This is a genomic window from Bradyrhizobium prioriisuperbiae (assembly GCF_032397745.1).
Taxonomy (GTDB): Bacteria; Pseudomonadota; Alphaproteobacteria; order Rhizobiales; family Xanthobacteraceae; genus Bradyrhizobium_A; species Bradyrhizobium_A prioriisuperbiae.
In genome coordinates, this window is sequence record NZ_CP135921.1 from 3,522,501 (window position 1) to 3,543,261 (window position 20,761).

24 protein-coding genes and 1 tRNA gene (1 of these 25 running past the window's edge) are annotated in these 20,761 nt (G+C 61.3%); 13 read left to right on the forward strand and 12 right to left on the reverse strand.

Features of this window, described 5'->3' with window-relative positions; genetic code table 11:
* A protein-coding gene (locus RS897_RS16555) for an ABC-F family ATP-binding cassette domain-containing protein (RefSeq protein ID WP_315837595.1) crosses the window boundary here: on the reverse strand, window positions 1-1,036 show its 5' portion. Its footprint begins 494 nt before the window's first position; only the first 1,036 of its 1,530 coding nucleotides appear in the window; its start codon is at window positions 1,034-1,036; its stop codon lies off the left edge, out of view.
* 538 nt (window positions 1,037-1,574) lie between these two features.
* On the opposite strand from RS897_RS16555, the gene RS897_RS16560 reads away from it, so the two are divergent.
* Both RS897_RS16560 and RS897_RS16565 read left to right on the forward strand, forming a co-directional pair.
* On the forward strand, window positions 1,575-2,195 hold the full coding sequence (locus RS897_RS16560) for a hypothetical protein (protein ID WP_315837596.1): 621 nt from the start codon (window positions 1,575-1,577) through the stop codon (window positions 2,193-2,195).
* A 134-nt stretch (window positions 2,196-2,329) separates the two neighbouring features.
* The gene (locus tag RS897_RS16565) at window positions 2,330-3,643 is read left to right on the forward strand and encodes a M20/M25/M40 family metallo-hydrolase (RefSeq protein ID WP_315837597.1); all 1,314 of its coding nucleotides are present in this window, start codon (window positions 2,330-2,332) and stop codon (window positions 3,641-3,643) included.
* A gap of 109 nt (window positions 3,644-3,752) precedes the next feature.
* On the opposite strand, the gene RS897_RS16570 is transcribed toward RS897_RS16565, so the two are convergent.
* Both RS897_RS16570 and RS897_RS16575 read right to left on the reverse strand, forming a co-directional pair.
* Window positions 3,753-4,841 carry a Zn-dependent alcohol dehydrogenase gene (locus tag RS897_RS16570; RefSeq protein WP_315837598.1) on the reverse strand — a complete coding sequence of 363 codons (1,089 nt, stop codon included), beginning with the start codon at window positions 4,839-4,841 and terminating at the stop codon, window positions 3,753-3,755.
* 126 nt (window positions 4,842-4,967) lie between these two features.
* A complete protein-coding gene (locus RS897_RS16575) occupies window positions 4,968-6,221 on the reverse strand; it encodes a M20/M25/M40 family metallo-hydrolase (protein ID WP_315838661.1) in 1,254 nt (417 codons plus the stop codon).
* Window positions 6,222-6,472: 251 nt separating this feature from the next.
* Here RS897_RS16575 and RS897_RS16580 point away from each other — a divergent pair, with 251 nt between their 5' ends.
* A complete protein-coding gene (locus tag RS897_RS16580; RefSeq protein ID WP_315837599.1) occupies window positions 6,473-7,057 on the forward strand; it encodes a methylated-DNA--[protein]-cysteine S-methyltransferase in 585 nt (194 codons plus the stop codon).
* Entirely contained in the window at window positions 7,057-7,905 is an 849-nt protein-coding gene (locus tag RS897_RS16585) for a helix-turn-helix transcriptional regulator (protein ID WP_315837600.1), read from the forward strand. Before RS897_RS16580 ends, RS897_RS16585 begins: the two co-directional genes overlap by 1 nt.
* 23 nt (window positions 7,906-7,928) lie before the next feature.
* On the opposite strand, the gene RS897_RS16590 is transcribed toward RS897_RS16585, so the two are convergent.
* Window positions 7,929-8,411 (reverse strand): MarR family winged helix-turn-helix transcriptional regulator, encoded by a 483-nt coding sequence (locus RS897_RS16590; protein ID WP_315837601.1) that lies wholly within the window; start codon window positions 8,409-8,411, stop codon window positions 7,929-7,931.
* A gap of 109 nt (window positions 8,412-8,520) precedes the next feature.
* Here RS897_RS16590 and RS897_RS16595 point away from each other — a divergent pair, with 109 nt between their 5' ends.
* From RS897_RS16595 to RS897_RS16605, 3 genes are all read left to right on the forward strand, one after another.
* The gene (locus RS897_RS16595; RefSeq protein ID WP_315837602.1) at window positions 8,521-8,928 is read left to right on the forward strand and encodes a VOC family protein; all 408 of its coding nucleotides are present in this window, start codon (window positions 8,521-8,523) and stop codon (window positions 8,926-8,928) included.
* A gap of 148 nt (window positions 8,929-9,076) precedes the next feature.
* Window positions 9,077-9,439: a VOC family protein gene (locus RS897_RS16600; RefSeq protein ID WP_315837603.1), complete on the forward strand. Its 363-nt coding sequence runs from the start codon at window positions 9,077-9,079 to the stop codon at window positions 9,437-9,439.
* A 12-nt stretch (window positions 9,440-9,451) separates the two neighbouring features.
* Window positions 9,452-9,850 (forward strand): SRPBCC family protein, encoded by a 399-nt coding sequence (locus RS897_RS16605; protein ID WP_315837604.1) that lies wholly within the window; start codon window positions 9,452-9,454, stop codon window positions 9,848-9,850.
* A 46-nt stretch (window positions 9,851-9,896) separates the two neighbouring features.
* On the opposite strand, the gene RS897_RS16610 is transcribed toward RS897_RS16605, so the two are convergent.
* From RS897_RS16610 to RS897_RS16630, 5 genes are all read right to left on the reverse strand, one after another.
* Entirely contained in the window at window positions 9,897-10,664 is a 768-nt protein-coding gene (locus tag RS897_RS16610) for a transporter substrate-binding domain-containing protein (protein WP_315838662.1), read from the reverse strand.
* A gap of 41 nt (window positions 10,665-10,705) precedes the next feature.
* Window positions 10,706-11,323: a glutathione S-transferase family protein gene (locus RS897_RS16615; RefSeq protein ID WP_315837605.1), complete on the reverse strand. Its 618-nt coding sequence runs from the start codon at window positions 11,321-11,323 to the stop codon at window positions 10,706-10,708.
* 32 nt (window positions 11,324-11,355) lie between these two features.
* The gene (locus tag RS897_RS16620; protein WP_315837606.1) at window positions 11,356-12,198 is read right to left on the reverse strand and encodes a fumarylacetoacetate hydrolase family protein; all 843 of its coding nucleotides are present in this window, start codon (window positions 12,196-12,198) and stop codon (window positions 11,356-11,358) included.
* Window positions 12,199-12,294: 96 nt separating this feature from the next.
* Window positions 12,295-13,140 (reverse strand): MBL fold metallo-hydrolase, encoded by an 846-nt coding sequence (locus RS897_RS16625; RefSeq protein ID WP_315837607.1) that lies wholly within the window; start codon window positions 13,138-13,140, stop codon window positions 12,295-12,297.
* Between the two features lie 188 nt (window positions 13,141-13,328).
* Window positions 13,329-14,111, reverse strand: coding sequence for an SDR family oxidoreductase (locus RS897_RS16630; RefSeq protein ID WP_315837608.1), 783 nt, complete (start codon window positions 14,109-14,111; stop codon window positions 13,329-13,331).
* Between the two features lie 356 nt (window positions 14,112-14,467).
* On the opposite strand from RS897_RS16630, the gene RS897_RS16635 reads away from it, so the two are divergent.
* The 6 genes from RS897_RS16635 (at window position 14,468) to RS897_RS16660 (ending at window position 17,963) form a co-directional block, all read left to right on the forward strand.
* A tRNA-Met gene (locus RS897_RS16635) sits at window positions 14,468-14,544 on the forward strand.
* 254 nt (window positions 14,545-14,798) lie between these two features.
* The gene (locus RS897_RS16640) at window positions 14,799-15,656 is read left to right on the forward strand and encodes an alpha/beta fold hydrolase (protein WP_315837609.1); all 858 of its coding nucleotides are present in this window, start codon (window positions 14,799-14,801) and stop codon (window positions 15,654-15,656) included.
* A gap of 70 nt (window positions 15,657-15,726) precedes the next feature.
* On the forward strand, window positions 15,727-16,230 hold the full coding sequence (locus tag RS897_RS16645; RefSeq protein WP_315837610.1) for a TetR-like C-terminal domain-containing protein: 504 nt from the start codon (window positions 15,727-15,729) through the stop codon (window positions 16,228-16,230).
* A 282-nt stretch (window positions 16,231-16,512) separates the two neighbouring features.
* Window positions 16,513-16,653 carry a DUF4260 family protein gene (locus RS897_RS16650; protein WP_315837611.1) on the forward strand — a complete coding sequence of 47 codons (141 nt, stop codon included), beginning with the start codon at window positions 16,513-16,515 and terminating at the stop codon, window positions 16,651-16,653.
* Between the two features lie 20 nt (window positions 16,654-16,673).
* The gene (locus tag RS897_RS16655) at window positions 16,674-17,456 is read left to right on the forward strand and encodes an alpha/beta fold hydrolase (RefSeq protein WP_315837612.1); all 783 of its coding nucleotides are present in this window, start codon (window positions 16,674-16,676) and stop codon (window positions 17,454-17,456) included.
* Window positions 17,457-17,576: 120 nt separating this feature from the next.
* Entirely contained in the window at window positions 17,577-17,963 is a 387-nt protein-coding gene (locus RS897_RS16660) for an ester cyclase (RefSeq protein ID WP_315838663.1), read from the forward strand.
* A 97-nt stretch (window positions 17,964-18,060) separates the two neighbouring features.
* Here RS897_RS16660 and RS897_RS16665 read toward each other — a convergent pair whose 3' ends face one another.
* The 3 genes from RS897_RS16665 to RS897_RS16675 all read right to left on the reverse strand — a co-directional run bounded on the left by RS897_RS16665 (window position 18,061) and on the right by RS897_RS16675 (window position 20,179).
* On the reverse strand, window positions 18,061-19,377 hold the full coding sequence (locus RS897_RS16665) for a recombinase family protein (protein ID WP_315838664.1): 1,317 nt from the start codon (window positions 19,375-19,377) through the stop codon (window positions 18,061-18,063).
* Window positions 19,378-19,489: 112 nt separating this feature from the next.
* On the reverse strand, window positions 19,490-19,915 hold the full coding sequence (locus RS897_RS16670; protein ID WP_315837613.1) for a hypothetical protein: 426 nt from the start codon (window positions 19,913-19,915) through the stop codon (window positions 19,490-19,492).
* Window positions 19,916-19,924: 9 nt separating this feature from the next.
* Window positions 19,925-20,179 (reverse strand): type II toxin-antitoxin system prevent-host-death family antitoxin, encoded by a 255-nt coding sequence (locus RS897_RS16675; protein ID WP_315837614.1) that lies wholly within the window; start codon window positions 20,177-20,179, stop codon window positions 19,925-19,927.
* Window positions 20,180-20,761: the final 582 nt, after the last annotated feature.

Below are 20,761 nucleotides of genomic sequence, written 5' to 3' on the forward strand. Positions count from 1 at the left end.
CGCCGCGGATCAGATTGACCAGGCGTGTCTTGCCGCAGCCGTTGCGGCCGAGCACGACAATGCGGTCGCCCCGGCAGATCCATTGTTTTCCGGTCTTGAACAGCAGCGTCCCGTCCGGAGTATTGACCGCAACGTCGTCGAGGGTAATCAGGATCTTGGCGTGGGTGCCGCGGTTGGCGAGCCTGATCGCACCTGCTGAGCGGTCACGGTGCGCCGGCCGCGCGGCTTCTTCCAGACGGCTTGCGCGCTGCTTGAGCTGCTTGGTCTTGACCGTCAACAGGTCGCTGCCGGAATTGATTGCGATGTTGTTGAGCTTGGCCGCCTGCCGCCGCAGCTGCTGGGCGGTCTTGACGTCGCGCTGATAACGCCGTTCGTCCGCCGCATCGGTTTCAGCAAGGGCGGTTCGCGCAGGGCTATAAGGCAAGGCAAAAACCTGCGAATGCTCGGGCCGCAGGAACAGCGTCCGGTTGGTGGTGGCGTCGAGGAAGGCGCGGTCGTGGCTGCAGATCACCACCGGCACATCCGCGGGCAGCGTGGCGAGCCAATCCTCCAACTGGGTGATTTTGCCGAGGTCGAGATGGTTGGTCGGCTCGTCGAGCAGCAGCATGTCCGGCTCGCTCGCCCAGGCATGAGCCAGCAACGCCAGCCGCTGCCATCCGCCGCTCAGGCGGGACAACGGCCGGGCGCGCAATTCATGCGGCACCTCGAGTGCATCGAGCACGACATCGGCTCGCCACCCCTCGGTTTGGACCTGCTCCGCCGGCAGTGCGCGGCGAACCATGTCATCGAGGCGCAATTCGCGCAGCGTCGTCGGCACCTCCTGCGCAACGTGTCCGATGCGCAATCCGCGCGAGCGGGTGATGTTGCCCGTGGTCGGGTCGATTTCGCCGGTCAGGCAGTGCAGCAGCGTGGATTTTCCACGGCCGTTGGCGGCGACAATGCCGAGGCGGTCGCCGGTACCGACCACAAGATTGAGATTGACAAAGAGCGGAGTGCGCCGTGTGACGCCGACGTTTCTCAGGCTGATCAAGGCCATCATTGGTCTCTGGTTTGCCGGGAGCCGTCCTGCGCGAGGGCGGCGATGACCCAGTGGCTCGTATCAAGTCGGCGAGCTGCTCACGCACAAAGGTGCGGGATCGCTGACCATGGGGACGGGCAAACCAGAAGAGACGAGGATGAAATCTCCGGTCAGCCCTGCAAACGCATCTGCAGGGCGTGATTCGGGCCGCGCCGATGGTGGTGATTCAAAAATGCGAACACGCGGCCCTCCTTTCTCAAGATATGAAATTGCAGAGATATTTTAGCGCCGGCCATACGTGCGCGCAATCCCGCTCATGAACGGCGACGACGTCATGCGCCTCCGCGAGGGCGCAACGGAACCTCAGTCTGGCAGAAACATTACGATATTGTCAGGATTATCAGGGGGCTGCGCTCAGGCTCGGTTCATGTTCCGCTTGCTTCTCTCTGGGCGGCCATACCGACGGGGTCTGGATTTTTGAACCGTTCCGGTGCGATGGCCGACGAACTGAACGGCTCAAGACATGACAACTGCAAAAACTGCAAAGGACACCACGATGCGCACTTTGATTCCCACCAGGCGGGCCGCTTTGATGGTCACGTGTTTCGCGCTCGCTGCCGCCGTCGCGTCGGGCGGCACTGCATTCGCCCAGGCCAAGAAGGATGCGCCGAAGCAGGCCGCGCCGGCCGCGGCTCCCGCCGCCGCACCTCCGGCCGCTGCTCAGGAGCAGGCGCCGGAATTGAAGCAGATGGCGCTGACCGACAAGCAGATCGAAGGTGTGCTGGCGTCGCAGAAGGAAATGGACGCCATCACCGACAAGATTCCGGAGGCACAGGCCGATAAGCCGAATCCGAAGGTGCAGGCGCAGCTCGACGGCGTCGCCAAGAAGTACGGTTTCGCGAGCTACCTGGAATACAGCGACGTGGTCGACAACATCAGCCTCGTCCTGTCCGGCATCGATCCCAAGACCAAGGAGTTCCTGCAGCCCCCGGAGGCGCTGAAGAAGCAGATCGCCGCGCTGCAGGCCGACACCAAGACGCCGGCGAAAGACAAGAAAGCCGCGCTCGAAGACATGAACGAGGCGCTCAAGAGCACGCCAACCGTGCAGTTTCCCGACAACGTTGCGCTGGTGACCAAGAATTACGACAAGCTGAGCGCTGCGCTGCAGGAAGACTGATCGCTCCGCAGAATTCTCCTCTCATGACCCAGCCTCCGCGCCTGTTCCGGCGCGGAGGCTTTTTATTGCGGCCGGTCTCCCTTTTTCCGGGACATGCATTAATCTGCCAACCGAAACTCGTGTTGGAGGGCGCCATGATCTCGTTCAAATTGTCAGTTTTCGCCGCGTCGCTGGCCTTGCTTGCGGTGGCGTCGTCGGACGAAACACGCGCGCAAGCCCCGACTGAGGCGGCGACAACCGCGATCCTGGCGAATGCTAAGATCGCCAAGGCCTTCACGGATATCAAGGACGACGATGCCCGTGCGCTCGAGGAACAGAAGCGCATCACCGAAATTCCCGCGCCCCCCTACAAGGAACGCGTGCGGGGCGAATATCTCCTCAAGCGGTTCCAGGAGCTTGGCCTCAAGGACGCCGCGTTCGACAGCGAAGGCAATGTGATCGCGCTGCGCAAGGGAACGGGCGGCGGCCGTCCCAGGCTCGTGGTCTCGGCGCATCAGGACACGGTGTTTCCCGAGGGCACCGACGTCACGGTGAAGGAGAAGGACGGGCTGGTGCTGGCGCCCGGGATCGGTGACGATTCCCGTGGTCTTGCCGCGCTGCTGTCGATGATCCAGGCGCTGAACACCAATCAGATCTCAACCGTCGGCGACATCATGTTCGTTGCGACCGTTGGCGAGGAAGAGCTCGGCAACCTGCGCGGGGTCAAGGCGCTGTTCCGCGATCACAAGGATATCGACGGCTTCATCTCGATCGACGGTCTCGGCATCACCCGGGTGGTCAATCAGGCCACTGGCAGTCACCGCTACGAGATGATTTTCAAGGGCCCCGGCGGTCACAGCTTCCAGGAGTTTGGTCTGCCGAGTGCGAACCATGCGCTTGGGCGCGCCATCGCCAAGATCGCCGAACTGCAGACCCCATCCGAGCCGCGCACCACCTTCACGGTGGGCACCGTCTCCGGCGGTACCTCGGTCAATGCCATCGCCGCGGAAGCCCGCATGGCGGTGGACATGCGCTCGAACTCCACCGAGGAGCTGCTCAAGCTCGAAGCGCGGCTGCTGGATCTGGTGAAGGATGCGGTGGTGGACGAGAACAAGCGCTGGAACACCGACAAGATCAGTGTCGAGATCAAGATGATCGGCGATCGGCCCGCGGGCATCGTGGCGGAAGACTCACCGATCGTGCAGGCTTCGCAACGTGCGATCACCGTGCTCACCCGCGCCCCGCGCGTCACCTTCGCTGGTTCCAGCACGGACTCCAATCTCGCGATGTCGCTGGGCATTCCGGCCGTGACCATCGGCGGTGGCGGCGAGGGCGGCAACTGGCATTCGCGCAACGAGTGGTACAAACCGGTCGATGCCTGGCTCGGTCCGCAGAACGCGTTGCTGACCGCGGTGGTGCTGACCGGCCTCGACGGGGCGACGCAGCCGCTGTTGAAGACGCGGAAGTAGGATCATCAATATCGTAGCCCGGATGAGCGCAGCGATATCCGGGATGATCTCACCCGGATGTCGCTGCGCTCATCCGGGCTACAGGCCTTAGAATGAGAGTGCGTCGCTCTCAACTATCGAACACCACGATGCTGCGCAGCGTCTTGCCGGCCTTCATGTTGGCGAAGCCGTCGTTGATCTCGGACAACTTCAGTTTCGCCGAGATCCAGTCCTCGAGATGCAGCTTGCCCCGCATGTAGAATTCGATCAGGCGGGGCATGTCGACGCGGAAATGGTTGGAGCCCATCGATGAGCCCTGGATGCGGCGTTCGCGCAGGAAGTCGAAGCCGTGCAGCTCGATCTTCTGGCCGTACGGCACCATGCCGACGATGGTGGCGGTGCCGCCGGCGGCAAGCATGGCGAACGACTGCTCCGCGGTTTCCTTCGTGCCCAGCACCTCGAAGGCGTGCTGAACGCCGCCGCTGGTCAATTCCTTCACCTGGGCGACGGGATCGCCGTCCCTGGGATTGACCAGGTCGGTAGCTCCGAGCTTGGTGGCGAGCTGCAGCTTGGCCGGATTGGTGTCGATCGCGATGATGCGTCCCGCGCCGGCGATCGCTGCGCCATTGATGGCGGCCATGCCGACACCGCCGCAGCCAATCACCGCCACGGTCTCGCCGGCGGTCACTTTTGCCGTGTTCACAACAGCGCCATAACCGGTGATGACGCCGCAGCCGATCAAGGCTGCGAGTTCGAGCGGCATGTCTTTGCGGATCTTCACAACGGCGTTCTCATGCACCAGCATCTGCTCGGCAAACGACGATAAATTGATGAACTGGTGCATCAGTTCGCCGCCCTTCCAGCTCAGCCGTTTCGACTGCCCCGGCAGCATCTTCACGTCGGTGTTGGTGCACAGCACGGTGCGGCCGGTCGCGCAATTGTCGCAGGTGCCGCAAAACACCGAGAGACACGTCACGACATGGTCGCCGGGCTTCACATAGGTGACGTCGGCGCCGACTTGCTCGACCACGCCGGCGGATTCATGCCCCAGCACAGCGGGCAGCGGATGCGGATAGAGCCCCTCCATGAAATGCAGGTCGGAATGGCAGAGCCCGGCGACACGGGTGCGGATCAGCACCTCGCGTGGTCCCGGCTTCTGCAGGCTGACGTCTTCGATGGCCAGTGGCGTGTTGACGGCGTGCAGGACGGCGGCCTTCATGACAACGATTTCCTTCCAGTTGACTGATTTTCTTGGTTTTTCGACAGGGGCCGAGTTTGGCCCGGCCCCTGGGATGGGGATTGCGTGCAGTGGCTATCGTCTTCGCAGGGCTGACCGCCGCCGCAACTATTTCTGGCCCAGTTCGGTGAGCAGGCGGGTCATCAGATAGAGCCGCGGCACGATCGACTCCGTGACGATGTATTCGTCGTGGGCGTGATAACCGAAACCGGCGAGGCCGAGGCTTTCCAGCACCACGGCCTTGCCGCTGCGGCCGGCGAAGCCGGCGTCTGTGCCGCCGCCGGTGGTCTCGGCGATATCGAGGGGACGATCGATCTCCGCATAAATCGCCTGTGCGCGCTTGGCGAGCGTCCGGCTGGCCTCGCCGCCGACGAAGGCCGGCCGGCCGTTCTCCATCTTGATGGTGGTCTCGGTGTCCGGCACCAGCTTGCCGGAATTCACCTTGTCCTGCAGCGCCGTGCGCAGCTTTGCGACGCCGTCGTTCACCGTCAGGCGCACATCACCGGTGGCCACAGCCTTGTCGGGAATCTGGTTGCGCACGGTGCCGGCCTGCGCGACCGTCCAGTTCAGCTGCACACCGGGAATGCTTTTCGCCACGTCGCGGGTTTGCAGCAATTGGTGCGACAGCTCGATCAGTGCATTGCGACCGAGATCCGGATTGACGCCCGCATGCGCGGCGCGACCTTTGACCTCCATCACCACCGATGTGGTGCCGCTGGCCCCGAGCAGCACGGACTCGTTCTTGTTGGCGGCGCCAGCCAGCGTGGGTTCGCAGGACAGCACCACGTCGTGCTGGTCGGCGATCTCCGAGATCAGTTCGCCGGAGCCGATCGAGCCAACTTCTTCATCCGGATTGAACATGACAGTGAGTTTGGCGTAATCGCGCCAGCCGTTTTCGCTCAGGATCTTCAGCGCATGCAGGATCACGGCGAGTCCACCTTTGTCGTCGGCGATGCCGGGGCCGAAGATCTTGTTGCCGTCCACGCGATAAGGCTGCGCCGCCAGGATCCCCGGCTGATAGACCGTATCCATATGGCCGATCAGCATCAGCTTTTTGGTGCCGTTGCCTTCCAGCGTGCCGATCACAATGTCGGCCCCGGCGCCTTTGGTCACCTTGCGCCGCTCGGTCCTGAAGCCTAGCGCCTTCAGCCGGCCCTCGGTCAGATCGGCCATTTTGGCGAGCCCCGCCACGTCGGAACTGCCTGACTCGATCAAAACCATGTCGCGCAGGGTTTCGATCAGCGCCGGCTTTGCCTGTTCGGCGGCCGCCTTGAGTTTGGCATCGGGAGCCGCGAGCGCTTGCGCCGAGCAGAGAAGGCCGACGGCCGCTGCAAAGGCCGGAAGAAGATTTCGAGAGTTCATCATGATCTGTGTCCCATCTGCGCCAGAGGCTTGCAGGCTAACAGCTGGGTCGCCATTTTCCAGAGAGCGAGCAGGGCCGCGGGCGCTGCTTTGCGGTCCCGGGAACCTGCACCGGTTGGCTGTGCATGCATCGACGGGGTGTCGCTTTTCGGGTGGCGGGACGGCTGCAGGAGTTCCAGAATAAACGGGATCCGAGAGCAAGATTCTCCAAGTGTGCGTTGCAGCACTCCATGGTAGTCTCAGGGACGGTCATGACCCAGGGTTTAGGATATACGCTGTTCGACACTGCCATCGGCCGATGCGGCATTGCATGGGGCGAGCACGGCGTCGTGGGCGTGCAGTTGCCGCTTCCGAAGGAAGCGCAGACACGCACGCGTTTGCTGCATCGCTGTGAAGGCGCCGAGGAGACGCCGCCGCCACCGCACATTCGCGATGCCATCCTCGGCATGGTCGCTCTGATGAACGGCCAGCCGCGCGATTTCACCGACGTCGTCCTTGATACCGCTGGCGTGCCGGACTTCAATCTAAAGGTTTACGAGATCGCGCGCGGCATCGTTGTCGGCAAGACGCTGAGTTATGGCGATATCGCCAAACGACTCGGTGGCGTCGAGTTGTCGCGCGATGTCGGCCAGGCGCTTGGTCAGAATCCCTATCCGATTATCGTGCCTTGCCATCGCGTTTTGGCGGCTGGCGGCAAGCCGGGCGGTTTCTCCGCCAATGGCGGCACCGTCACCAAGCTGAAAATGCTGGCGATCGAAGGTGCTTACGTGAATCCCACGCCGTCGCTGTTCGACTTCCCGGCCAACGAGCCACGCGCTAGATCGGGTCCGCACTGATGTCCGGGGTTGTGCTTCAAGACGGACCGGTGTCCGTGTTCGACTATTATTGCGACCTCGGGCCGCACGACAAGCCGTTTACCGAGGTGCACGGCGGCTTTTCGATTTCCTATGTGCGCAAGGGCAGCTTCGCCTGCGAGGCGCTCGGCCGCTCCCATGATCTGGTGGCCGGATCGTTAATGGTTGGTCGCCCCGGCGGCGAATATATCTGCAGTCATGAGCACCATGCGTGCGGCGACGAATGCCTGAGCTTTCAGTTCGCGCCTGACCTCGCGGACACGATCTCCGGCGATGACAGCATCTGGCACGCCACTGCCGTGCCACCGCTGGAGGACCTGATGGTGGTCGGTGAACTGGCCCAGGCGGTAGCGAAGAATCGCAGCGATCTCGGTCTCGACGAAGTCGGGCTGCTGCTGGCGTCGCGTTTCGCCGACGCGGTGTCCGGAACCAAGCGCAGGAGCGGCATGGTGCGCAGCGCCGACCGGCGCCGCGTGGTGGAAACCGCGCTGTGGATCGACGCTTATTCGCACCGCGCGATCGATCTCGCGATGGCTGCGAAGCGGGCGGAGCTGAGCTCGTTTCATTTCCTGCGCCTGTTCACCAAAGCGCTCGGTGTCAGCCCGCATCAGTATCTGGTGCGGTCGCGGTTGCGTCATGCCGCGCGGTTGCTTGCCGATGATGCGCGCGCCATTACCGATGTGGCGTTCGATGTCGGGTTCGGCGATCTGTCGAATTTCGTGCGCACCTTCCATCGCGCTGCCGGCGTGTCTCCCAGCGGATTCCGCCGCATGGCCAAGGGAGATCGCTCCATGGTGCAGGAGCGGCTGAAGGCCGTCCTGATCCAGTAACAGCGGGTGCAGATATCAGCGCCTTAAAGTGCGGCAATCAGCTTTTTGAGCAGGGCGTTCAGCTTGTCCTGTTCGGCCGGGGTCAACACCGACAGCAAGCGTTCCTCGTTTGCGACATGGCGGTCGATGGTCTCATCGATGACCCGCTTGCCGGCCTCGGTCAGCGCGATCAGCTTGCCGCGGCGGTCATTGGGATCGGGGCGCCGCTCCACCAGCTCGGCCCGCTCCAGGCGGTCCAGCCGGTTGGTCATGCCGCCCGAGGAAATCATGGCGGCTTCATACAGCCGTGTCGGAGAGAGCATATAGGGCTCTCCAGAGCGCCTCAGTGTCGCCAGCACGTCGAACTCGCCGGGCTGCAGTCCGACTGCTGTGAACAGCGGGTTCATGTGGTCGCGCATCACCCGCTCGGCTGCGTCGGACAGGCGCCCGAAGATCGCCATCGGCAGGCTGGGAAGATCCGGGCGTTCGTGGGCCCATTGTTCGACAGCCGTATCGGCGCGGTCCATGGCAGATTCCTCTTGACGCAATGTATCTTTGTATTAAGATACATTGCGTACGGTAACATAACATAAAACTACATTACCCTGACTCGAAACGTTATTGAAGGAGGAAGTGATGACCAAGATGATTTTCGTGAATCTCCCCGTGCGGGATCTGGCGGCCTCGACGGCATTCTACTTGGCGCTGGGCGGCACGCTGAACCCGCAGTTCTCCAGCGACCAGGCATCGTCCATCATGTTCTCCGACACGATCGTCGTGATGCTGCTGACTCACGACCATTATCGCCAGTTCACCCAGCGTCCGATCGGCGATGCCCGGCGCGAAAGCCAGGCGCTGATCGCGCTCAGCGCCGAGAGCCGCGACGCCGTCAACGCGACAGTGACGCAGGCCACCGCCGCCGGTGGCCGGGCCGACCCCAACCCGGCGCAGGATCATGGTTTCATGTTCGGCCGCAGTGTCGAGGACCTCGACGGCTATGTCTGGGAGATCATGTGGATGGACATGAGCGAGCAGGGCGCGTGAGCTGACCGCTTCGACGACAAGGGCATTCGACTTATCGCGGATGCCCTTCGGCGCCGTTGTTTCCCGTGCGACGGCGGCCGCAAGATTGTCCAAGCCGGCCACGAAATGCCGCGCCTAGAGTGATCTCCTCGCACACCAGGAGATCGTCATGTACGACCATATCGGCCTCAAAGTGAAAGACCTCGGCGCCAGCGTGCGCTTCTATGAAGCGGCGTTGACGGGGCTGGGGCATGTCTTGTGCTCGCGCGATGCATCGGGGGCCGGTTTTGGCCCGAAGGATGCGCCGGCGCTGTGGCTGCATGCGGCGAAGGCATCGCCGAGCGCGGGTGCGCATGTCGCGTTTCAGGCCACCAACCGCAAGGCGGTCGATCGTTTCCATGCGGATGGCGTCAAGGCTGGCGGCAAGGACAATGGCGCGCCGGGCCTGCGCGCCGATTACAGCCCGACCTATTACGCCGCCTTCCTGATCGATCCGGACGGCAATAATGTCGAAGCGGTCTGCCTCAAGTAACGGAGCAGTTTCATGGCATCACTTCGCAAGGAATTTCTTGTGGCGGCGCCGGCCGACAAGGTCTGGGCCGTGCTCGCCGATTTCGGTGCGGTCGACAAACTCGCGCCGGGCTTCGTGACCGAATGTCGTCTCGACGGAGAAGGTGCGCGCAACATCACGTTCAGCAACGGCTCAACCGCGCGCGAACTGCTGGTCGACAGCGATGCCACATCGCGGCGGCTGGTTTACGCCATCGTCGGCGGTCGGCTGACCCACTACAACGCCTCGGCTCAGGTGCTGTCGGAGCCTGACGGCAGCGGCCGATTCGTCTGGGTGGTGGATTTTCTGCCCAATGAGTTCGCCGGTTACATCGACGGGCAGATGGAGCTCGGCGCAGCCGCCATGCGGGGTGCGCTGGAGAAGGTTGCCTGAACCGCGGCGTGGCTTGCGCTTCTCCGGGTGAGAAGCGCGGCGCGCGTCAGTTGAACCACTTGTCGTAGATCTTCTTGTAGCTGCCGTTTTCAATGCTGATATGCAGCCACTGGTCGACGAGCGCCTTCAGCGCGATGTCGCGCTGCATCCAGTAAGCCTTTTCGGCGAAGTCGAACGGCTTGTCCGGATGCACCGCGCAGAGCACGCCGGGGTGCAGTTTCTGCTGATAGCGGGTTTCCGACGAATCCGTCATCATCAGGTCGGCATTACCCTTGGCGATTTCGTCAAAGATCGTGACGTTGTCCGGATGAACCTTGATCTCGGCGTTCTTGACGTTGGCGCGGGCGAAGCGCTCGTTGGTGCCGCCGGGGTTGACGATGACACGGGTGCCGGGCTTGTCGATGTCGGCAAGCGTATCGAACTTTGTGGTGTCCGTGCAGCGCGCGATCGGGGTCTTGCCCTCGCGCATGATCGCGGTCGAGAACAATCCTTTCTTTTGCCGATCCAGCGTGATCGAAACCCCGCCTGCCACCATATCGAAGGTGTTGGTCTCGAAATCCTTCATCATGGTCGGCCAGCTGGTCGGCACGAATTCGACCTTGACGCCGAGCGCCTGGCCCAGCGCTTCCGCCATGTCGACGTCGAATCCCTCGAATGTCGAGGTCGTCTTGTCGAGATAGGTGAAGGGACGGTAGTCGCCGGTCATCGCAACCCGCAGCGTGCCGCGGCTGATGATCTCGTCGAGCCGCGAGGGAGCAGGCGTTTGCGCCTGTGCGGCGCTCGCGAGGCCAACTGCAACGAGAACACCGATCATCCATCGCACGAGGCGATCTCCCAAAAATTCAGACAGCTGCTTCAGGCGGCCGGCGGCACCGTGTCCCTGACCGAGGGACGCATCATCATGGTTTCGTAGAATGTCTTGAGCTTCGGAAAATGATCGCGCCAGCCGCAGTCGGGAAAGCGGAAGTCGGCATAACCGAGCGCGCAGGTCAGCGCGATCTGGGTCACGTCCAGCGGGCGCGACAGCGTCTCCGGGCGCTGTTCGAACATTGTGAAGCCGGTCCAGGCTCGGTCCCACTGGTCGTCGTACCAGGCCTGCCAGCGCAGATTCTCCGGCCGCAGCAGGTTTTCATAGCGGCACAGCAGCATCGCATCGAGCATGCCCTGCAGCATGGAATGCTCGGAGCGCCGCTGCCAGCGCGCGAGGCCGGAGGCGGGCATCAGTTTGCCGCCGCCGGCGAGCTCATCGAGATATTCCACGATGGTCAGCGAATCGACCAGCACCGTGCTGTCGTCGAGGATCAGCGCCGGCAGCTTGCGCACCGGGCTGACCGCCGTCGCATATTCCTCGTTCTTCTTGGTCGGTGTGACCGATGCCGGAACGAACTCGATCTGGTCGATCAGGCCGAGTTCGATCGCCGCGATCTTGACCTTGCGCGCGAACGGTGAGGCCGGAGAAAACGTCAGTTTCATGCGCAAGCTCCTGCGATCGGACGTGGGCGTGGTCAGGCTTCGACGATCTGCTGGCGCTGGGCGCCAAGTCCATCGATGCCGAGGGTGACGACGTCACCGACATTGAGGAACTTCGGCGGCTTCATGCCGGCGCCCACGCCGGGCGGGGTGCCGGTGGTGATGACATCGCCGGGCAGCAGCGTCATGAACTGTGAGACATAGGAAATGCACTTCGCCATGGTGAAGATCATGGTCGAGGTATTGCCGGTCTGCCGTCGCTCGCCATTGACGTCGAGCCACATGCCGAGCTTCTGCACATCGGCGATCTCATCCCTGGTGACCAGCCAGGGGCCGAGCGGGCCGAAGCTGTCGTGGGATTTGCCCTTGGTCCAGGTGCCGCCGCGCTCGAGCTGGAAGTTGCGCTCGGAGACGTCGTTGCAGACCGCATAGCCGGCGACATGCTTCAGCGCGTCGGCCTCGCTGACGTATTTGGCCCGGGTGCCGATCACAGCGGCGAGTTCGACTTCCCAGTCGAGTTTGCTCGAGCCGCGCGGCTTTTCGGTCGCGTCGGTGGGGCCGCACAGGCTGGTGTTGGCCTTCAGGAAGAAAATCGGCTCGGGCGGAATCGGCATGCCGGATTCCGCGGCATGGTCGGCATAATTGAGTCCGATGGCGACGAATTTCGAGATGCCGCTGATCGGCGCGCCGAAGCGCGGGGAGCCATCCACCAGCGGCAGCTTGGCCGGGTCGAGGGCTGCGAGTTTGGCCAGGCCTTCGGGCGAGACGGTCTCACCGGTGAGGTCTTTCACATGGGCCGAGAGGTCGCGGATCTTGCCGGCGCTGTCCAGCAGTCCCGGCTTCTCCTGGCCGGCGGCGCCAAAGCGTACAAGTTTCATTTTTGTTCTCCCGTTGGCATTTTGCTGCGGATTGTTTGGAACAGGCGGCGTGAAAATTCAACAGCGCCGGTAACGTCTCAGAATGTGGGATCGTCCCTACACTTTCATTCGGAAGGCATCTCCATCGCGCACGACGCGTCCGGCGCTGAAGTGTCCGCCGATCACCCGCGTCGGAGTATCGGCAAATCGTTCGAACAGCGCGCGCCGGGTGCGGGCGGCTTCCGCCGGATCGTGGTCGGCGGTGGAGGACCAATCGAGATGCATCATCTGCACCGGATGGTGAGCGGCATCGCCGGCCAGCAGCATCTCCTCGCCCTGCGAGTGCACCAGGATGCTGAGATGGCCTGGGCTATGGCCGGGGGTGGGAATCAACGTCAGCTCATCGCAGACACGGTAATCGCTGCCGATCAGGTCCGCGCGGCCGGTATCCACGATGGGCTGGACGGAATCACGAAATGACACTGGTGGATGCGCCGGATCGTCCTGGTGCGCGGCCCAATGGTCGTATTCGGTCCGGCCGAACAGATAGCGCGCATTGTCGAAGGTCGGCACCCAGCGGCCGGCAACCAGACGGGTGTTCCAGCCGACGTGGTCGACATGCAGGTGAGTGCACAGCACGAGGTCGATGGAGTCGGCCGGATAGCCGGCCTCGGCGATCTGCGTGAGGTACGGCGTGTTCAGCCCGTTCCAGGCCGGAACGCTGCGGCCCTGTTTGTCGTTGCCGAGCCCGGTGTCGACCATGATCCGGTGTTCCGGTGTTTCCACGATCAGGGAATGGATCGTCATCTTCAGGCGCCCCTGCTCGTTGGCGAAATCCGGCACCAGCCACGGCATCTTCAGGATTTCTTCGGTCGAGGCCTGCGGCAGGATGAACCGGGTTCCGCCGATCGATTCCACCTCCACGATTTTGGTAATTTTGACCCTGCCTACAGTCCATTGCATCCCGGCACTCCCTCACAATTGGATGCAGCATGGAACATCGGCGGGGCCGACGACAAGGCTCCGATGCGGGCCGCAGAAATGCGGTTGGCGATCGGGCGTTATCGGGGCTGAGCCAACAACGAGCTGAACTCAGGCAAACAAAAAGGAGCGGGCGCTTGGCCCGCTCCGCATATGAATGTGGGTCTTATTTACAGCGTGCCCGGGAAGGCGCCGCCGTCGAGCAGAATGTTCTGGCCGGTGATGAAGCCGGACTTGGCACCGCACAGGAAGGCGCAGGCGAGGCCGAATTCCTCGGGATCCCCGATGCGGCCGGCCGGGTTTTCCGCCGCACGCTTCTTCAGGATTTCTTCTGCCGTGGTGCCGGCTGCCTTGGCCTGGTTGGCGCTGACGGTGCGGATGCGGTCGGTGTCGAACGGCCCCGGCAGCAGCGCATTGATGGTGACATTGTCCCGCACCGTTTTGCGCGACAGGCCGGCGACAAAGCCGGTGAGGCCGGCGCGGGCGCCGTTGGACAGGCCGAGCACGTCGATCGGCGCCTTCACCGCGGCCGAAGTGATGTTGACGATGCGGCCGAACTTGCGTGCGATCATGCCGTCGACGGTCGCCTTGATCAGCTCGATCGGGGTCAGCATGTTGGCGTCGATCGCCTTGATCCAGTCGTCCCGGGTCCAGTTGCGGAAATCGCCGGGCGGTGGGCCGCCGGCATTGTTGATCAGGATGTCCGGGTTCGGACAGGCCGCAAGTGCTGCCTCGCGCCCCGCCTGTGTGATGATGTCGCCGGCCACGATCTTCACGTCGATCTTCGGGTTGGCCTTGCGGATCTCGTCCGCGGTCCTGGCCAGGGCCTCCTCGCCACGGGCGGTCAATGTGACATTCACCCCCTCGGCGGCCAGCGCAATGGCGCATGCCCGTCCCAGACCCTTGCTGGCTGCGCAAACGAGCGCGTTACGACCTGAAATTCCTAAATCCACTGCTGGTACTCCCGCATGTTGTTATGGCGACCCGCCGTCCTCGCCGCTTCAGACAAGCGGTGGCGTTGCGTCGCGCGCCATGCTTCATGTTTTTATTCCGGCCGCAAGGGCGAAATAAAGTAAATAATATCAATTGGTTGTGGACCGTTCCGCCGCAGTGACAAAAACATGAAAAAGATCGTCCATGCCCCTTTCCAAAGCGGATATCGATTGGTACATACCGCTCGCACCGAGGGCACATGCCCCGGCGGCCTTCTCTGGAACCCCGGATAAGTTCGATCGGCGCCTTGATCTCAAGGCCGCTGCTATCGGTCTTCTCCAGATCAGGTTCAAGGAAGGGCGAAGCACAGGTTTATCGCGGGGTGGAGCAGCCCGGTAGCTCGTCAGGCTCATAACCTGAAGGTCATAGGTTCAAATCCTATCCCCGCAACCAAGGAAACAAAAGCCCTTGAAATCATGAAGATTTCAAGGGCTTTTGCATTCCAGTTCCGCCAAACCCGCAACCAACCGCGACGACGAATGGAGCAGCACAAGAGCTCCTTCCTCGCCCCGATTCCGTCCCTTCTAATCAGTTAGGAAAAAACCCACGTCCACTTGACAGATAATCGCTCTGTTGCCCCTTGACGCTCGGAGGTTATCTATAATAACTTTAAGGTTACTGATATTAACAAAGGGGTAAGAGAGCGCGTGGCCGATCAGAAGAGTAAAAGTGAGTTCGTGGACATTGGCAGCGGGCGCATTGCCTTCGACGTGATCGGGCAAGGACCGCTCGTGGTCCTGTCTCACGGCATGGGTGATAACCGTAGCGCCTACCGCTTTCTCGCGCCGCTAATCGCGCACGCCGGCTATCGCGTCGCGAGCGTTGATCTTCGTGGGCATGGGAAATCCAGTATAGGCTGGGCCTCTTACACCCACGCAGACTCTGCAAGCGATCTGATTGAGGTTATCCGCAAGCTAGACGGTGGCCCGGCGACTATCGTCGGCCAGTCGTTTTCAGGTGGCGTCGCGACGATCGCGGCGGCGAAAAATCCTGATCTGGTGAATGCGATCGTGGAGATCTGCCCTTTCACCCGCCCTCCAAGCTTCAGCCTGCCCGGACTTCTAAAAAACGCACATCACCGTCGCGGTGCACTTCTGCTGATCCGATTCCTCATTAGCGGAAGCGTCAAAACTTGGTTGAAGTATCTCGACGTTGCCTATCCCGGGAGCAAGCCGTCCGACTGGAATGCCTGGCTGTCCGCGCTGGAGATGAATCTGCGAGAGCCGGGCCGGGTGAAGCCAGTCCAAAGCATGGCGGGCGGGAAGTTGGCGGAGGCAGGCGCGCAATTGCCCAATGTCCGCTGTCCGGCGCTTGTGGTGATGGGCAGCGATGATCCGGACTGGCCGAATCCCGAGGCCGAGGCCGCGGCGATTGTTGGCCTGTTGCTGGCCAGTCGAGCACGATACGTGATGATCGAGGGTGCGGGCCACTATCCTCACGCGCAGTACCCGCAACAGGTTGCAGACGCAGTTCTGCCATTCCTTGCGCAGTTGACCAATGCCTAGGGCTGGCTTGACCAGTTCGGGGGTGGTCGCCTCGGCTGCTGATCTCGCCGACGAAGCTGGAATCGCCTCAGTGAGCCTCGTCGCCGTCGCCGGGCGACTGGGCGTCAAAGCGCCTGCGCTCTACAAGCACGTAAATGGCATCGATGACTTGCGACGCCGCATTGCGACGCTGGCGATGACCGAACTGGGCGAGGTGCTACGGGACGCGCTTCAAGGCAAATCAGGCGCGAACGCGATAGGCGCCTTTTTCATGACGATCAGGGCGTACATCGCCAAACACCCGGGGCGCTACGAGGCGACCACGGGAGCGGATTTTCGTGGAAAGGACGATCCGTTGTTCATCGCGGCCTCGCGCGTAATTGGCTCAATGCGGGCCGTATTGTCGGGTTACGGCATCCAACCAGGCGATCTCGATCACGCGATCCGCGTGCTCCGTTGCACGATCCACGGCTACGCGATGCTTCAGGCCGCCAACGGTTTCCAGTGGAGCAACGACCCGGATGAGAGCGTCAGATGGATGATCCGCTTCTTCGACGCCGGGCTGAACGCAGTCGTGGCCACCACCCCGGATTAGAAAAACTCAAACAATCAAGGAGATCCCGATGTCTGGTGAACCGACAGGTGTCGTACGCATCTTGCTTCGTCTTGAAGGTCTGGTCGTACTCATTGCGGGTTGCGTGACTTACGAAATTTGGTCTCGGCTGGGGAACATTCGCGCTTTTGTTTCTGGCACCCGATCTCTCGTTTTCTGGCCTCCTCGCAGGGCCGAAGGTCGGATCCGTCGCCTGCAATTCGGTGCACTCATACATCGGAGCTATCTGCGGTATCGGCGCAGGCCTCCTTATTTCCGGGGCCGATGCTTCTCGCCGTGGGAATGATCTGGTGCGCCCATATCGGCTTCGACCGTGCCTTCGGCTACGGCCTCAAATACTCCGCCGGCTTTGGTTTCATGCACCGCGGCCGCAAAGGCCAGAAGACCGTCGTTTCGCCAACTTAGCCGAGTGAGGTGCAGTCGTGATGTCGTCGGAGCCAACATTTCTGAACTGGGTGCATACGGGTCCGAGTGAGAAGGCCACAGTAGTTCTCATACATGCCGTCGGGTTGGATCTTACGTATTGGGAACGACAGATTGACGCGTTGCGGTCGAACTTCCACGTGGTCGCGTTCGATTTGCCTGGCCATGGTCGCTCACGCGGAGACGCCGAGTGGTGGAGCTTCGACAATGCCGTGACTATGACTTCGGAGTTGATAAAGGCTGTTTCCGCTCAGCCCGTGCACTTGGTCGGCATTTCTTTTGGCGGCATGATCGCGCAGTCTGTCGCGATTGCCAGGCCGGAACTCCTTCATTCTCTGACCTTGCTCGGAACAGCTTGTGCCTTTCCGTCCGAGGTCAGACGGGGTTTTCGGGCTCGCGCCAAAAGTATTCGCGAAGGCGGCATGGAAGCCGTGCTGGCGGCCAGTCTGGATCGCTGGTTTACCCCGAATACCAAGCTATCCCGACCAGACGTTATTGATCGCGTCACGAAGACTTTGCTTGCTGATGACCCGATGGTTCATGCCGCAATCTGGGACAAAATCGCTGATTTTGATGTTCACGACCGGCTAGGAGAGATCGGATGCCCGACGCTTGTTCTGGTTGGGGAAAATGATCCCAGCACTCCACCAACTGCCGCGTCCGTCTTGGTCGATGGCATCCGCAATTCCAGAATGGTCGTTATCCCGCAATCATCCCATATGATTTCAGTGGAGTCGCCAGACGCCGTGAATTTGGAAATGAACCGCTTCCTGCGGGGCCTGTGATTCTATTGATTGCTGATCGCGGGCGAAGGCACGGTCGCCCTTAAACGCCAGAGCGGCTACCGATATTCAGGCATTCCCTTCTCCAGGGAAGTCTTTGACGAGAGCGAGACTGGGAATCATATGAATTACGACGAATTGTGCGACAGATACCGCGACTATATCGATTGCCTCAACCAGCAAGACTGGCGAAAGCTGGACGCACTGGTCGATGACGACGTCGAATACAACGGAGCCGCCTTGGGGCTTAGTGGCTATCGCAAAATGCTCGAGGAGGATTTTCGGGCCATTCCCGATCTGCATTTCACAATCGAACTTCTGATCTGCGATCCGCCACGCATTGCTAGCCGTCTGTATTTCGACTGCACGCCGCACGGTATGCTGTTTGATCTTCCAGTCAACGGCAAGCGTGTCAGATTCGCTGAGAACGTCTTTTATGAATTTCGCGACGGGAGAATTCGCAAGGTATGGTCGGTGATCGATAAGACTGCGGTTGCGCAACAGATTTGAAACTTTCCAGTCACTTCCATGCTGGATTTTTCTAATCGGGTTGACTCAACATCCGCTATTCGCGGTAAGGTGCAACAGGGTGCGCAATCGCAAATCCCTATAAGCGTAGAGAAATCACAATCGGCGAAAGTCTGTGAGGGCGTCTGTTGCGCCTCCCCGCAACCACCGATACCGAAACTCCCGCAGCGAAAGCTGCGGGAGTTTCGCGTTTCCGAGTCTTTCCAACGGCTTGTGCTTCGATCCATCCGAGGATCGTGCCCAATTCGCCGTGTAGGGTGGTGCGTTGGATCTTCGCCAACTCCGAGCGGTGGCCTTCGCCGCTGGCGCGGCGTTCGCGGTTGAGTCGGTTCATTTCCTCGGCGTAAGCGCGCATCGCCTCGGCGGCCATCTCCGGCGCCATCATGCGATCCTTGAGCCCGGCAAGCACACGCTGCTCAAGGTCACTCCGTGTGATCGTGCGGGTGTTCGCGCAGGAGCCATTGGTAACACGGGCCGAACAGGCATAACGGTCCTGACCGCGTAGCGAGCAGGGACCACCGCAAACGCCGCAATGGATCAACCCGGAAAACAGCGCCTTCGGTCGGCGCAAGCCGTTCAGTCGGTTCGATTGCGCCTCTCGCATAGCCTCGGTGACGTTGACATACTTGTCCGCAATTTCGCCCTGACGCGCTTTTACCGCCTGCCAGAGGTCATCGTCGATAATCCTCAGTTCCGGAACCTCGGCGACGATCCACTCCGATTCCGCGTTCATGCGCGACACCCGCCGTCCAGTGCTCGGGTCTTTGACGTAACGCTGCCGGTTCCAGACCAGCCGGCCGACATACAGCTCGTTGTTGATGAGGCCGGTGCCGCGCTTTACGTGTCCGCGGATCGTCGAGTCATTCCATAAATTCCCATCGGGACCGACGATACCTTCAGCATTTAGCGTTCTCGCGATCGCGCGCGGGCTGATGCCAGATGCAAACTCCCTAAAAATGCGACGAGCAACAATTGCATGCGCTTCGTCGATCCCGCGATCGCCGCGGATTAGATCGCCGCGCTCATCTAGCTTTTTGACGACACGGTAGCCGTAGCAGAGGCCACCGCCGGACTTGCCGTCCTCGATGCGACCACGCAGGCCGCGATGGGTCTTCGCAGCAAGGTCCTTCAGGAATAGGGCGTTCATAGTGCCCTTGAGCCCAACGTGCAGCTCGCTGATTTCGCCCTCGGCCAGCGTGATGATCGGCACACCTGCAAAGCGGAGATGCTTGAACAGCGTGGCGACATCCGCCTGATCGCGACTGATGCGATCTAGCGCTTCCGCCAACACGACGTCGAATTGTTGGCGCTGAGCATCCTGCAAGAGCGTCTGGATGCCCGGCCGCAAAATCATGCTAGCGCCGGAAATTCCTGCATCCTTGTAAGTGCTGACGATCGCCCACTTCTCGCGCTCAGCCTTCTCGACGCATCGCGCTGATTGTCAGAGGAATAGCGAGCATACAGGGCAACGCGGGTCATCGGAGGCTTCCCCTTACATCCATTCGCAATCAGCGGCGAACCGCGCCGCTCTTGTTCTGTCGAGCGAGCTCGAGGAACCTGGCTTTGATCTGCGCGAACAAGCCGGGCGGAATAAAGCCATAACCGAACACGCCCGGCTTTCCCGGAATCGGTGAAAGACCGGCGTTCGGCCATTCGTCGATGTTGTGCTCGGATACGATGACCCAACTCCGCGCATCGTCGAGACCAATTGCCTGTTTGACCTTCGCTGGGATCTCAATCCCGATCGTATCGCCATCGGGCGCCGTGTGGGTGATCGGCAACAGGACCAAAAAACGTGGCCTTGTCTGGCTGTCGCTCGCGGCGACGAGACAGGCCGGACGGTCCTTTCCCTGATCACGTCCCGCTGCGGCTTCATGGGTCCAAAGATAATCATAGCGGACGACGAAGCCCGGCTTAGGCTCAGGAAAGGCCACTTGGCCGGCTCACTTGAGCAGTTCGTTGAGGGTGGCATGTTCAGGGTCCATCTCGGCCCGTTCAACAGCGTCGATCACCACCTGGGTCGCATCGACCGTTCGGTAGGTGCGCTTGGCGGCCGCCGTTAGCCAGTCATAATGTTCGGCCGACATCAGCACGAACTCCCGCCGGCCGTGGCGCGTAATCTCTACGGGCTCTCGCTGAGCCTGATGCTGAAACTCGCCGAATTTGCGCTGGAATTCCAAGGCGCTGGTCTGAACCATGATGGGGTATCTCGTTTGGGCTGTTGATCAAGTCCGCATTATACGTATAATACGGGCGCGCGTCAACTGCTATCGATTATCATGGCGACTTTCCGCGCTTCATAATTTCAGCTGCTCCTTTTATTTTTTTCCGTTGCGGTGTCGTGGCTCGAACTCCTCGCGGGCTATCTGACGGCCAATCAGGCGGGCTAGGCGCAGGGTCGCGTCTTCGAACCGAACACTAACCGCCAGGCCGGGTGCTTCCGGTGCGGCGGGAGCAAGCGGCTCAATCGGGGCCCTTTCGTTCTTTGCCGCCATATTCCCATGCCTCTAGCCAAATCGGATTATCGACATGGAAACCGACGCGTGCGAGGCGGGAAAGGGCGATCCAATGTTCGTGCGGGATTTGGATAGCTATGGCGTTGAAATCGGACGGGGGATTCAAAATACAATGAGATGATCGCAATCGTAATTGCGACTCCGAGCGTCCAGACTACGAATCTGAGGGTCGGACGTTCGAATCGTTCCGGGCGCGCCTAGGGAGCGCCATAAAATTCAACGACTTAGAGCTGGTGCGGAGAAGTCGTCGAATATCCGTTGAAT